Origin of the sequence: Natronorubrum halobium (assembly GCF_051351675.1) — an archaeon.
Lineage (GTDB): Archaea > Halobacteriota > Halobacteria > Halobacteriales > Natrialbaceae > Natronorubrum.
In genome coordinates, this window is the sequence record NZ_CP195595.1 from 3,444,948 (window position 1) to 3,458,117 (window position 13,170).

Annotated in this window: 9 protein-coding genes; 8 read left to right on the forward strand and 1 reads right to left on the reverse strand. The window is 55.8% G+C overall.

Annotated elements, in window-relative coordinates; translation table 11 throughout:
* Positions 1 to 240 precede the first annotated feature (240 nt).
* From aglF to ACSFC7_RS17120, 8 genes are all read left to right on the forward strand, one after another.
* On the forward strand, positions 241 to 1,014 hold the full coding sequence (gene aglF / locus ACSFC7_RS17085) for a UTP--glucose-1-phosphate uridylyltransferase AglF (RefSeq protein WP_436344029.1): 774 nt from the start codon (positions 241 to 243) through the stop codon (positions 1,012 to 1,014).
* Positions 1,015 to 1,187: 173 nt separating this feature from the next.
* The gene (locus tag ACSFC7_RS17090; RefSeq protein ID WP_436344030.1) at positions 1,188 to 1,991 is read left to right on the forward strand and encodes a class I SAM-dependent methyltransferase; all 804 of its coding nucleotides are present in this window, start codon (positions 1,188 to 1,190) and stop codon (positions 1,989 to 1,991) included.
* Between the two features lie 238 nt (positions 1,992 to 2,229).
* On the forward strand, positions 2,230 to 4,674 hold the full coding sequence (locus tag ACSFC7_RS17095; protein WP_436344031.1) for an MFS transporter: 2,445 nt from the start codon (positions 2,230 to 2,232) through the stop codon (positions 4,672 to 4,674).
* Between the two features lie 344 nt (positions 4,675 to 5,018).
* A complete protein-coding gene (locus ACSFC7_RS17100; protein ID WP_436344032.1) occupies positions 5,019 to 6,461 on the forward strand; it encodes a sugar transferase in 1,443 nt (480 codons plus the stop codon).
* A 174-nt stretch (positions 6,462 to 6,635) separates the two neighbouring features.
* Positions 6,636 to 7,853, forward strand: coding sequence for a glycosyltransferase family 4 protein (locus ACSFC7_RS17105; RefSeq protein ID WP_436344033.1), 1,218 nt, complete (start codon positions 6,636 to 6,638; stop codon positions 7,851 to 7,853).
* A gap of 59 nt (positions 7,854 to 7,912) precedes the next feature.
* Positions 7,913 to 8,995, forward strand: a complete 1,083-nt coding sequence (wecB, locus tag ACSFC7_RS17110; protein WP_436344034.1) for a non-hydrolyzing UDP-N-acetylglucosamine 2-epimerase — start codon at positions 7,913 to 7,915, stop codon at positions 8,993 to 8,995.
* Positions 8,992 to 10,254, forward strand: coding sequence for a nucleotide sugar dehydrogenase (locus ACSFC7_RS17115; protein WP_436344035.1), 1,263 nt, complete (start codon positions 8,992 to 8,994; stop codon positions 10,252 to 10,254). Before wecB ends, ACSFC7_RS17115 begins: the two co-directional genes overlap by 4 nt.
* Positions 10,255 to 10,259: 5 nt before the next feature.
* Positions 10,260 to 12,005, forward strand: a complete 1,746-nt coding sequence (locus tag ACSFC7_RS17120; RefSeq protein WP_436344036.1) for a heparinase II/III domain-containing protein — start codon at positions 10,260 to 10,262, stop codon at positions 12,003 to 12,005.
* A gap of 42 nt (positions 12,006 to 12,047) precedes the next feature.
* Here the strand turns inward: ACSFC7_RS17120 and ACSFC7_RS17125 are convergent, their stop codons facing one another.
* Complete coding sequence (locus ACSFC7_RS17125) at positions 12,048 to 13,160, reverse strand: glycosyltransferase family 4 protein (protein WP_436344037.1); 1,113 nt, start codon at positions 13,158 to 13,160, stop codon at positions 12,048 to 12,050.
* Between the last annotated feature and the right edge of the window lie 10 nt (positions 13,161 to 13,170).

Sequence of the window (13,170 nt, forward strand, 5' to 3'; positions counted from 1 at the left end):
GCCGAACTGTCCCGCCGCATCGCGGGAGGCGGTTCACGACTCCGCCTGTCGACTCCGCTCCCCCGCTCGATTTTGGGATGGGGAGGCCGACCGCCCTCGCGACCGGCCGTGGTGGATCGGTCGGTCAGCCGCGAAGGATCGGTCGGGAACCGCCTTCCACGGGGCTGTAGCGGACGTTCGTACTAGCGGCCGCGAGTACAGGGGACAGTTATTTACCGGCGTTCGAAGTGTGCGTCGCACATGCAAGCTGTTGTCTTATCAGCAGGAAAGGGCACCCGACTCCGCCCACTGACCGAGGACAAACCGAAGACCCTCGTCGAGGTCGACGGGCGTCCGATCATCGAGGACGTGTTCGACAATCTGCTTGAGGCCGGTGCCGACGAGCTGATCGTCGTCGTCGGCTACCTGAAAGAGAAGATCATCAATCGGTACGGGGATTCCTACAGGGGCGTCCCGATCACGTACGCCCACCAGCGCGAACAGCTCGGGCTCGCACACGCGATCCTGCAGGTCGAGTCGCTCATCGACGACGACTTCATGCTCATGCTCGGCGACAACGTCTTCCGGGGGAACCTCGCGGACGTCAGGAACCGCCAGCAGGAGGATCGCGCCGACGCGGCGTTCCTCGTCGAACAGGTCCCCTACGAGGAGGCCTCTCGGTACGGGGTCCTCGACACGAACGAGTACGGCGAGATCGTCGAGGTCGTCGAGAAGCCGGACGAGCCGCCGTCGAACCTCGTGATGACGGGGTTCTACACGTTCACGCCGGCGATCTTCCACGCCTGCCACCTCGTGCAGCCCTCGGATCGCGGGGAGTACGAACTCTCGGACGCGGTCGACCTGCTCATCCAGTCCGGTCGCACCATCGACGCGATTCGGATGGAGGGGTGGCGAGTCGACGTCGGCTACCCCGAGGATCGAGACCGCGCCGAGGAACGACTGCGGGACGAAACGGGTCGGCTCGCCGATCCGGGGGCGGAGACCGACCAGGCGTCGCAGTCCACGACCGACTGATCACCAATGACACACGTACTCGTCACTGGCGGTGCGGAATTCATCGGTTCACACAGTGCTATCGGACTTCTCGAGCACGGATACACCGTTCTCAAGGGGTATGAATCGCTTGCGGGAGTGTCCCCAGGCGACTCGCTCGCCGTTATGAAATTATTATCGGACTAAGAAAAACGATGAAAAAATACAACCCACGACATCTGAAACCTAGCTCTATAGATGGGATTCGAAAGCATGTTAAAAAACTAAATTCGCGGATCGACGGATATCTTGCTCCCCCAAAACAAAGCAGAATAGATACCTACAAAGCAATACTTTCTGGCATAAATTTTTCTAAGGCGCTACATTTTGGATCAGGGAGAGATAAAAGAGGGATAAGTACACAACTCGGATCGCGTGACAGCGAAGTTGTTTCAATCGATCCAGATATGAACGGTCTGGAACAAAATCAGATGGACATGAAAGTAAGAGGTGACGGACAACGACTCCCTTTTGAGGATAACTCGTTCGATTTGGTTTTCTCAGAATATGTTTTCGAGCATCTGCCGGACCCCCAATCGGCGTTGGAAGAGATTGATCGGGTATTACGACCTGAAGGATCATTCGTCGTCCTCGTTCCGAATCCTAGACACTACTACGCCCGAATTGCTGATATTACCCCGTTTTGGTTTCATAAGTTCTGGTTCAGACTACAGGGCATCGAATCCGCCGAAGACGATCGCTTCCCGACGCAGTTCGAATGGGGAACATATGCGGATGTGAAATCTTCTAAATTCGATTGGTCCCTAGAGCACTTCTATAGTTTCCCGGGCCCAACAGGATATACGAAAATATTACCGGTCCACTTTATATTCACGCTATTTGCTCGAGCAATGAGTGGACATCCTGAGTTCCATGTTTCTTATATTGCACATTATAGAAAAGGAATTGAGTCTGATGATCGTCCACTAAGGGAGGATGCCATGAATATTAGAATGTAAGTGGTTCCAAAATAGGATAGTTCAACAGAACTCTTCTTTTAGAGTAGAGATCGAGAAGTAATTCAGTCCGAGTACAGTGCACTATCGAGACAGTTCACTAGTGGTGTTACCACTTTTGGATAAATAATGAATACACCGGTTTCTGACAGACCATGTATGTTCTCTATCGCTTAACTTCTATCTGAAAGCGAGTATTCGCTCGCAGTCTTTATCCTATCACACATAGACGTACGCCGCAATGGCCGACAAACCGGATCCTGCTAAAGTCGCTGACACGGCAGTTACCTTCTGCAAGGAATACGATAACGGGGACGATGCCCTCAGGACTGTCCTCGCGGTCGACGCCGAACACGACAGCTGGACCTTCGACGAACTGCCGCTCGACTCGGGGACGTTCGGCGAACTCGTCTCGCGCGACATCGTGACGAAGGTCGACGGCGAATATCGGGTCTCCAGTCGGCGGGGCATACAAGCGGGGCTTGAGGACGAAGAAATTTCCGCAGACAGGTCTGTGTTTGACCGCGAGTTCTCGAGTCCGATCGCGTTCGATCCGCGTGCCGCTGTGGGGCTCGTCGCCGCGCTCGGCGTGCTGTTCGCGATGCGACTGTGGAACTATCGGTCGGTGTTTCGCGGCGACGAAGTCGTTTCGCCGGCGAACGATCCGTACTACTACCGTTACTGGACGGAAGCGCTGCTCGCAGAGTCATCGGGGGTCACGGACACGAGCGTGATCACGACCCTGCCTACGGGGGCGATTGAGCGACGCCCACTTTCGCACTCGACACACTGGTTTCTCGCCGAGTTGCTCGGCGGCGACCAGTGGGCCGCGGATACGGTCGCCGCGTGGCTGCCCGTCGTCGGGACGGTGCTCCTCGGCGTCGTCGTCTACTGGCTCGCCTTCGTCGCCACCGATGACGTTCGTATCGGTATCGCGTCAGTCGGCATTCTCGCGCTCACGCCCGTTCACGCCGTCTATACGCAGGTTGGTTTTCTTGAGCACCGCCTCCACCAGTACCTCTGGCTGGGTGTGACGCTATTGACGCTCGCCTGGTTGGCCGTCGACCTCCAGCGGCGAACGCTCGAGTCGACGTCGCGATCGGCGGTTACCGATCATCTGCGGAGCCCGTGGACGTGGCTCGCTGGCGTTGCGTTCGGGATCGCGCTCACCCTATCGATGTTCGCCTGGGGCGGCTCGATACTGATGCTCATGCCCGTCGCGGCGTACGTCGGGTTAAAGGTCACCGTCGACGTTCGAGCAGGTCACCCACCCGTACTGACAACCGTGCCGATTCTGGTCGGACTATGTGTGACTGGGTTGTTCGCCGCGTTTCTGCACTTTCATTGGGGCTGGCACGCTCGGTTTACCGCAATTGTTTCCCTGCTCGTCGTGTTCAGTGCCGTGACCGTCACTGGATTCGGAGAGCTGTGGCGACGGCTCGAATGGTCTGTCGGACTGTTCGTTGGACTCCAAGTGATTGTAGCCGGCGTCGGTCTCATTGCGTTTCGTTACGTACGTCCAGAGGATTGGATGAGGCTTCGAACCCGGGCCGACGACCTGTTTTTCAGAGAGGGGTTCGCAGAATCGAAGTCGCTATTTGCAGTAGATAACGCGATAATCTTCGGACCGTTGTCGCAGTTCGGACTCAGTTTTTATCTCGCTATCCTCGTTCTAGGTTGGGCCTGCTGGGTCGCGTACCGCCGCTACGAACCCGGCTGGCTGTTGCTTGCCGTCTACGTCGTCTTCTGGCTCGCGCTGGCGGCGATTCAGGGGCGCTTCGCGGCGCAATTAGCGGTTCCGCTCTCGGTGTTCGGCGGGATGGGGCTCGTCTGGCTGCTGTCCTGGGCCGATCTAGCCCGAGATCCGGTGCCGTTCCGCGAGCGCGGGGTGGGCGAGCGCGACGGCGGGTCGAGGGGCGCTCGAGGCACCGCGGCGGACGGCGGCGAACGCCGGCCGAGTTTCGTCGTTCCCGGGGACGCCAAGACGCTCGTCGCGCTGGTCTGGATCGTGCTGTTGGTCTGTGGCATGAGTCTGTTCTTCGTGCCGTCGATGCTCGGCCAGACGACACACAGCGACGCACAGTTCGAGGCTACAGCGGTCATCGACGACCACGCCGAGAACGTCGACCGGGAGTACCCCGAGACCTTCGTCCTCAGCGAGTGGGGCGACAACCGGATGTACAACTACTTCGTCAACGGGGAGTCGGAGCTCTACGTCTACGCGCAGGCCACTTTCGAGGAGTTCGTGACCGGTAGCGATCCGGACGGCTGGTACGAGGAGTTCGCGGAGAACGACGTCGGCTACGTCGTGACGACCGATTTGAGCGACGAGTACCCGGAGACGAGCACGCAGGCACAGCTCCACGACGATCGCGGTGCCGGCGGGGACGAGCACGAGCCGCTCGAGCACTACCAGGCGATCTACCTCGGCGACGATGCGACGGCGTTCGCCGTCGTCCCCGGAGCGACCATCGCGTCGACCGGCGAGCCGGGCGAGACCGTCGTTGTCGAGACCGAGGTGACGGTCTCGGGTGAGACGATCTCCTACGAGCGAGACGTGACGGTGAGCGAGGACGGCTCGCTCGAGGTGACGGTGCCCTACGCCGGCGAGTACGCGGTGGGCGACCGGACTGTCGACGTGACGACGGCAGCGGTCGAAAACGGCGAGACGGTTCAGGTCGAGTGATCGACCACTCGGGCACCGTGACCGTTCGGCCCGTGCGAGCGACCCGTTCCTCGCGATCGGTTCCGCACGCGTGACCGATCTGGAACGGCCGCCGCGCACTCCGACGGGCGGCGGAACGGGTGTGCATTCGGTTGGTTTTCGGCGGGTTATCGACGAATTTTCGGCGAGTTTCGGGTATTACGTCGATTTTTCGGCGGGTTCTCGAGGGAGTGTTCGCGTTCGACGACCTCGATATGGACACTAATTTAAATGTGGTGTCAGGTGTACAATTAACGTTCCGGGAACAAATGTTCATGAAATAACATAAAATACACTATGTAACCCCCGGTCGTGTCAGGTAATGAATGTTCACGGGATGGAAGTACCGCACGGTCAGCGTTTTCGGCGTGATCTCGCTGACCGTCGGCGCGGTGCTCGTCGCGAACCATCAGCTGTCTCAGGCGGCGTTTACGACGCACGTGCCGCTGTTCAATCGGCTCGAGGTAATCGTTCTGTCCGGCGAATCGCTGTACTGGGCCGTTCTGCTGAGCGTCCTCGCGGTCGGCGGGAGCCTCGTTCCGCTGTACAAACCCCAGCCGCGGCGCGTCCTCGACACGATCTTTCTCACCCAGCGGCGCGTGATCGTCGGCGGACTCGCGCTCGCCACGCTGGGCTACTTCAAGTGGTCGCACCGACTGCCGCGAGCGACGCTGGTCATGACGATCGGGGTTCTCATGCTCGCGGTCCCCGCGTGGTTCGTCTGGATCCACCGCCGCCCGGCCGGCGATCCCGGCCGGACGCTAGTGGTCGGCGACGACTTAGAGCAGATGGAGCGGATCACCCCCGCGATCGACGTGCCAGTACTAGGGTATCTGTACCCCTCCGTGCTCGGCGTCAGCGACGACTCCGTCTCCGTGCGGACCGTCGCGGACGGCGGCGTCGCCGCGGTCACTGACGGCCTCGAGGGCAGCGTTCAGGACGACCTCGAGGCACTGGAGCGCCTCGGGGGATTGTCGCGCCTCGAGAACGTGCTGCTGGCGTACGACGTCGACACGGTCGTGCTGGCGTTTCGCCACCCCGACCGGGCGGAGTTCTTCGGCGCGCTCGACGTCTGTCACAAGCTCGGGGTCGACGCGAAGCTCCACCGGGAGTACGCGGATAGCGTGTTGGTCGCGGAGGACGACATGGGCGGGATCGTCGACGTTGACCTCGAGCCGTGGGATCCGCTGGACCACCTGTACAAGCGACTGTTCGATATCGGGTTCGCGCTCGTAGGGTTGCTCGCGTTCGCGCCGGTGTTGATCGTGATCGCCGTCGCGATCAAACTGGACAGTCCCGGCCCGGCGTTGTACAGCCAGGACCGCACGGCCGGCTTCGGCGAGACGTTCCCCGTCTACAAGTTCCGGACGATGATCCCCGAGGGCGAGTCCGCGGTGCCGTCTTCGGACGAGGAGAACGACCGGATTACAGCCGTCGGGAAGCTGTTGCGGCGGACGCACCTCGACGAACTGCCCCAGCTGTGGTCGATCCTCGTCGGGGACATGAGCGTGGTCGGGCCGCGGGCCGCCTGGACGGAAGAGGAGGTGTTGCTCGAGGAGGACGCGCCGGCGTGGCGCAAGCGGTGGTTCGTGAAGCCCGGGTTGACCGGGCTGGCGCAAGTGAATGGCGCTAAAAGTACGGATCCGAGTGAGAAGTTGCGGTACGATCTGGAGTACATTCGGAAGCAATCGTTGTGGTTCGATCTGAAGATCGTTATTCGGCAGGTTTGGGGGGTTCTCGAGGATGTGTGGGTGATTTTATGGCGGTAGTGAAAAGCAGACGAACCGTCGTTCGGTAGTGAGATTCGGGTATCGTCTGCCGTTGTTGGAGGGCATTTCTCGTACTAGGACGACACATACGGTAGTGCAAATATTTCTCTTAGCCGAATTCAAACACCAGATAATTAACTGTATACCTGATCCCTACGCGTACGTGGATACCAAATGACGGACGATACTGACTCGATTCTCGTCGTAACACAGTACTTCCCACCGGAAACAGGGGCCTCTCAGACGAGATGGGACGAGTTATCTAAACGTTGGTCTGACGACGCTTCTGTGACCGTTCTCACATCGGCACCCGATTATCCGGAGGGAGAAATTTACGACGGTTACGATAACCGATGGCTGCGACGCGAACAACGAGATGGCGTCGACGTCATTTACACGAAAACGATCACCTCGCCCAGCGGAAACTTGATCCGACGCAGTCTGAAGTTCGTCTGGTTCATGCTTATCTCGATGATCGTTGGAATTCGATACACGTCTCCGACAGCAGTCGTCGCAACATCGCCACAGCCGCTCACTGGGGTTTCTGCCTGGGTAATTGCTCGTGTTCGTCGTGCGACGTTCGTATTCGAAGTCCGCGACCTGTGGCCCGAGTCGATCCTGGCAGTCAGCGACTTCGATAATCAGCTTGTGATCTGGGTTTTGAATCGAACGGTGACGTTTCTGTACCGACGGTCTGATCACCTCGTCGTCGTTTCGCAGGCGTTCATCGACCCGATCGTCGACTGTGGAGTTGATCGATCGAAAATCGCGTTTCACCCCAACGGGATCGACCTCGAGTTCTATCAAAGCGAAGACGGCGGCTCTCCAGTTCTGGACGAGTTTGACGACGAATTCACGATCTCGTACGTCGGGACGATCGGTCGGGCACACGGGTTAGCAGTCGTCCTCGAGGCCGCTCCGAAGTTAGACGACGTCCAGTTCGTGCTGGTTGGCGATGGGGCTGAACGCGAGGAACTCGAAGCCCGAGCGACCGATCTCGACAATGTCGTGTTCACCGGACGTCGACCGAAAGAGGAAGTGCCAGATATTCTCCGAGAGTCTGAAGTTGCACTCGTCCACCTGAAGCCACGTCAGGTCTTCGAGACGGTGATTCCGTCGAAGCTACTCGAGTCGATGGCGGCGGAACTTCCGGTTATTTTGGGAGTTCACGGAGAGGCCGAACGGATCCTCACGGAGGCAGAGGCCGGGATCGTTATCGAACCGGGTGACAGCGATGAGCTGGTTACGGCAGCTAGACAACTCCAGAGTAATACAGACGAACGACGGGAACTCGCTGTCTCTGGGCGGGAGTACGTCGTCGAGCACTTTAACTGGGAAACGATCTCCAATGAGTATTTAGCGACCATCACTAGGAATTCGGGTCGTTCGTAACGAATACGAGTTTTTAAGTCCGGTCGCAGAATTCACACACCTGACGAAAGACCAAGACGATGTCTTCTACCCTATGTTTCGTACTAGGAACGAGACCGGAGATAATTAAACTCTCTCCGGTTATTCGTGCCTGTCAACGACGGAATGTATCGTTCTCGATCATCCACACCGGTCAACACTACTCCGACGAACTCGATTCGGTATTCTTCGACCAACTCGCACTCCCGACACCGGAATATAATCTGGCGGTGGGATCGGGTGACCACGGAGAGCAAACCGGGAAGATGATCGTCGAGATCGAATCAGTTCTGGAGGAAGAACGTCCTGAAGTCGTACTCGTTCAGGGTGACACCAATTCGGTGCTCGCCGGAACGATTGCGGCGACCAAAATGGACGGAATCGACGTCGGTCACGTCGAGGCAGGACTCAGAAGTTTCGACCAAGACATGCCGGAGGAAGTTAATCGTCGGCTCGCGGATCACGCTGCCGATTATCTGTTTCCCCCGACCGAGACGTCGCAGGATCAGTTACTCGAAGAGGGACTTTCAGAAGAGTGGATCACGGTTACCGGAAATACGATCGTCGATGCCGTAATGCAGAATGTCGAAATCGCTCACGAACGAAGTGACGTTCGCTCTAGGCTGGGCGTAGAAGATCGATTCGCACTGCTGACAGCTCATCGTGCAGAGAACGTCGACGACAGAGAGCGGTTCGTTTCCTTACTCAATGGGGTAGCGACGGCCGCCGAAGAGGACGATCTTCCCGTCGTATACCCGATTCATCCTCGGGCGAAAAAGCAGATCGAGGCATTCGAAATCGACGTACCCGAATCCATCCAACTCGTGGAACCCCAGGAATTTCTCGACTTCCTCGTTTTGGAAGACGATGCTACGATCGTCTTCACCGATTCAGGAGGTGTTCAAGAGGAGAGCTGTATCTTGCAAACTCCCTGTGTGACTTTACGAGACAACACCGAACGACCGGAGACGGTGGAAGTTGGCGCGAATAAGATCGTTGGCGTAGAGGCAGCAGGGATCACGGATGGGACTCGAGAAATGCTTTCGATGAAATCAGATTGGGAGAACCCCTTCGGTGACGGAACGGCAGGAGAACGAATACTCGACACTCTCGGATACGAATGACAGACAACAAACCACGCATTTGTGTACACGGACTCGGATACGTTGGGCTTCCGACAGCAGCCATCCTCGCGAATTCCGGCTACGAAGTATACGGATTCGACGCGGATCCACAGCACCGTCAAAATCTCGAGAACAGGGATTTCACGTTCGAGGAGCCGGACCTCGAGCGGTTCGTGAGTCGAGCCCTCGACGATGATTTGTCGATCGTTGAGGATCCCCGGCCGGCGGAATTTCACATAATTTGCGTACCGACACCGTATGATACGGATCTCGATCGAACGGACCTCTCGTACGTAGAGGTTGCTGGAGAGACAGTCGCCGGATTATTACGTCCGGGTGACACTGCCATCCTCTCCTCAACGGTACCGCCAGGGACAACGGCTGAGAGGCTCCGAGAAATTATTGAACGAGGAGGGCTCTCGGTGTCAGAGGATATTGTACTTGGATACAGTCCGGAGACGGTGTTACCCGGAAATACGTTGAGAGAGCTTCGGGAGAACGACAGACTCGTCGGGACGGTTGGCGGTCAGCCTACGGACAAGATCGTCGCACTGTACGACTCGTTCGTTTCGGGGGATATCAGGACGACGGACGCCACTACAGCAGAATTCGTCAAACTTATTCAGAACGCCTACCGAGACGTGAACATCGCGTTCGCGAACGAGATAGCAAAGTTATCTCAGGAGTTCGGTATCGATTCTCGAGACTCGATAGCACTTGCAAACGAGCACCCGCGCGTGGAAATCCTGCGTCCGGGTCCGGGTGTAGGAGGGCACTGTATCCCGATCGATCCACTGTTTTTGAACCACGGAAACGATATTCCGATGCTGATTGAGACTGCTCGGACAGTTAACGACGAGATGGTTGCATTCGTCAGACAACTTCTCTCGGCTGCGCTTGGGGAGGTAGCGGGTTCAACGATAACAATACTCGGAGTCGCCTATAAAGGAGGTGTCGCAGATACGAGAGAAAGTCCAGCGTTCGCACTGGTTGATCGTCTCGTGGAGTCAGAGGTCGGGGACATTCGGCTCACTGATCCCTACGTGAAGGAGAAGATACAGAATATAGAGTTGTCGTCGCTGGAAGAGAGCCTCGACAGGAGCGATGCTGCCGTAATTGTGACCGATCACCCGGAGTACGGGGCACTCGACCCAGACACATTCGCGGATCGAATGAAGGGGCGCGTGATCGTCGACACACGAGCAATGTTGGACACGGACCGCTGGGAGGCCGCCGGTTTCGACGTGTATCAAGTGTAGTTCTCATGACCGACTATTTAACGCTCTTCGGCACTGCGATCAACAGGCGTCCCGAACAGCTTGCCGGGGTTTTTAAGCGATCACTCAAGGCGGAGTTGCTTCCTCGACTTCCCGTAGACATCAATCAACGATACGAACAGCGCGTTCCTGAGGATCCAACAGCAGTTGTTGGACCAATTCGGGAAAACACGGTACAACTCCAACAGAGTACGGTGTCGCAAAGCGGAATGTGCCGGGAGAAGGCAGCGGAATCTGCAAACGGAACCCTGACGTTTCTAAACGAGTCTGTAGAGTGCCCTGACGGCGAACACGTATCGTTATTGCCTGACAGGCTGGAGAACCAATCCCTGCATTGGAAACTGAAGTGCTGGGGATTCGAGCATTTGCAATGGGTCTGGCTTGGGTATTCGGAGCCGGAGTCGCTTCCCGACGAACAGCAGCGAGTTCACCGCCACTGGCTCAACGAGTGGATCGACGGCCATCCGGTCGCGGCAGAACCGGGCTATCTCCGGCAGGAGTGGATGCCGCATTCGGTCTGCCTACGTATCTGTAACTGGAGTCGGTACGAAGCGGCGTTCAGTGAACAATTGTCACCGGAATTCTCTCGAGACATCCGAAGATTCGTATACAAAAATGCGGCGTTCCTCTCGGACAACGTCGAATACGGTGTCGGTGGAAACCACCTGATCGAGAACGCGGTTGCCCTCGTGATTGCAGGCGTCTATCTCGACGAGGGTAGATGGCGCCAGCAGGGTCGGCGACTGTTTGAACGAGCGGCCTCGAATCAGTTCTTTGAAGATGGTGGCCACTTCGAGCGGTCCCCGATGTATCACGCAATCGTCTGTCAGCGGTATTTGACTGCGCACTCACTATTGGCCATGATTGGTGAGGCGTCGAATGAGATTTCTAAATGTGCTGCCGAAAGTGTACGCTTTCTGGAACGGTTACGGCCGCCGGACGGTCGGATTCCACTCCTAAACGACTCCGCGTTCGGTGAGGCGCTTGCTCTGGATAACTGTTTGACGTACGCTCAGGAAGTCGGAGTGATTGATTCCCCTGCTGAGGCAGAGACGGTGCGGATGGATGACTCCGGGTTCTACTGGCTCGGTGACGGGGATGACAGAATGCTCGTGGCGGCACACGAGATCGCAGTTCCACATATCCCCGCCCATGCCCACGCTCATCCCGGACAGATTTGCTTGTGGATCGATGGGCAGCGAGTGTTTACCGACACGGGGGTTTATGAGTACGCAGCGGGAGCTCGTCGCCAACGTTCTCGAAGTATTCGAAGCCACAACACGGTACAGGTAGGTAAGGATGAGCCAGTTCGAATGGCCTCGTCGTTCTGGCTCTGGGGTCGCCTCGATCCGACAGTGGTATTCAATGAGTCGACAGAAACAGTAGAGCTTTCTTATTCAGTAAATGGGATCGGTCGTCCGAGCTATAAGCACAATCGGAAGATCGAGCATGAGTCTGGCGTCTGGACAATAGCCGATCGGATCGACAGCGAGGATTCTCTAGTAATAAGTCGGTTGCATGTGCATCCGGAGTTCGACGCGCGGATGGTAGATAATCAGATTGAAGTTATGAATTCGACAGAGGAATCAGTGGTTTCGGTAGTACCGTTCGGACACGAAAAGGTTACCGTTGAGACAGCTCCGTATTATCCTGAGTACGGCAAAGAAATGTTACGGAATGTGATTATTATCTCCTCGTCAAGGTACGAAAAATTCGGGGCTCGTTTCCTATAGTCAGATAGATAATGATATTGGTTTGAATGATCTGATAGAGGTTCACAGCAACGACTTATAAATGGAAGTGAGTTTTTCTGCTTCTTGTTCCCAGTTATATTCTTCTACGACTTTCTTTCTTGCTTTTTCTCCCATATTATCGAGTCGCTCCCGATCTGAATTGAGATTTTGTATTATATCTGCCTGGATATTAACATTTGATTGACTCACAAATTGACCTGTCTCTTCTGTAATGAAAGAGCGCGTTCCAGTGGCGTCAGTCGCGAGTACAGGGGTTGAGGCATACATATACTCAAATATTTTTGTTGGAATAGCATGTTCAAAGCGTTTTTCATCCACCAAACAAAGACCAATATCTGAGGCTTCTAAATACGAAAAAATATCTTCGTATGGTACGTGTCCAAAAAGCTGGACATTGTTCTCGATATTGTGCTTCTCTATGAATTCTTTTGCACTTTCCTCGTTTTGTTTATTTGAAAATGTTCCAAGTAACCATAGTTTGACATCTTCATTACGATCAACGAGTTCACGTACGAGTTTGAGCATTGGTAGAAGACCACGCATTTGATCAAGGCTTCCTACGTAGACTAATGAAATGTCACTAGTTGGTAATTCTGGTGGGTCTCCTATTGCAATATCCTTTGTTCGAGGATAGTTATGAATTACTTCAACTCGTTCATGCCCGAGATCACGGAATTGTTGCGCGATTGACTCAGATGTTGTAATAACGGTATCTAGACGGTTTGCAAGCGCGGATTGAATAACTGGAAACGACTTAGCTATGGCCGGGCGAATCGGCGACGGAATCCAATCCCGAAATTCGAGAGCATTGTATCCATAATCTTCATGTGCATCGTAAATGACGCTTGCATCGGTTTGCCGCTGTAACAACACTCCGACGGGAAGCAATTCAGGGTCATGAAAATGATATATATCCGCATCTATTTTCCGTGCAAGTTTGTATGCGCGGGGTAAATGTGACCATCGATGAATACGGCTATTTTCTTGACCTAGTGAGCGAAAGCTAACTTCCGTATCAACATTCGTAGGTGGATCATGGACTACCATAGAAACGGCAAATCCGCCTTCTACTGCTGCTTTTATCTCTTTATGATAGACTCGCGAATTCAGTGCAGGATGAACTGTCGTAATCACACAGATTGAT

Coding starts and splice junctions, on each gene's coding strand:
- aglF (WP_436344029.1), top strand. CDS start 241: ATGCAAGCTGTTGTCTTATCAGCAGGAAAGGGCACCCGACTCCGCCCA.
- ACSFC7_RS17090 (WP_436344030.1), top strand. CDS start 1,188: ATGAAAAAATACAACCCACGACATCTGAAACCTAGCTCTATAGATGGG.
- ACSFC7_RS17095 (WP_436344031.1), top strand. CDS start 2,230: ATGGCCGACAAACCGGATCCTGCTAAAGTCGCTGACACGGCAGTTACC.
- ACSFC7_RS17100 (WP_436344032.1), top strand. CDS start 5,019: ATGTTCACGGGATGGAAGTACCGCACGGTCAGCGTTTTCGGCGTGATC.
- ACSFC7_RS17105 (WP_436344033.1), top strand. CDS start 6,636: ATGACGGACGATACTGACTCGATTCTCGTCGTAACACAGTACTTCCCA.
- wecB (WP_436344034.1), top strand. CDS start 7,913: ATGTCTTCTACCCTATGTTTCGTACTAGGAACGAGACCGGAGATAATT.
- ACSFC7_RS17115 (WP_436344035.1), top strand. CDS start 8,992: ATGACAGACAACAAACCACGCATTTGTGTACACGGACTCGGATACGTT.
- ACSFC7_RS17120 (WP_436344036.1), top strand. CDS start 10,260: ATGACCGACTATTTAACGCTCTTCGGCACTGCGATCAACAGGCGTCCC.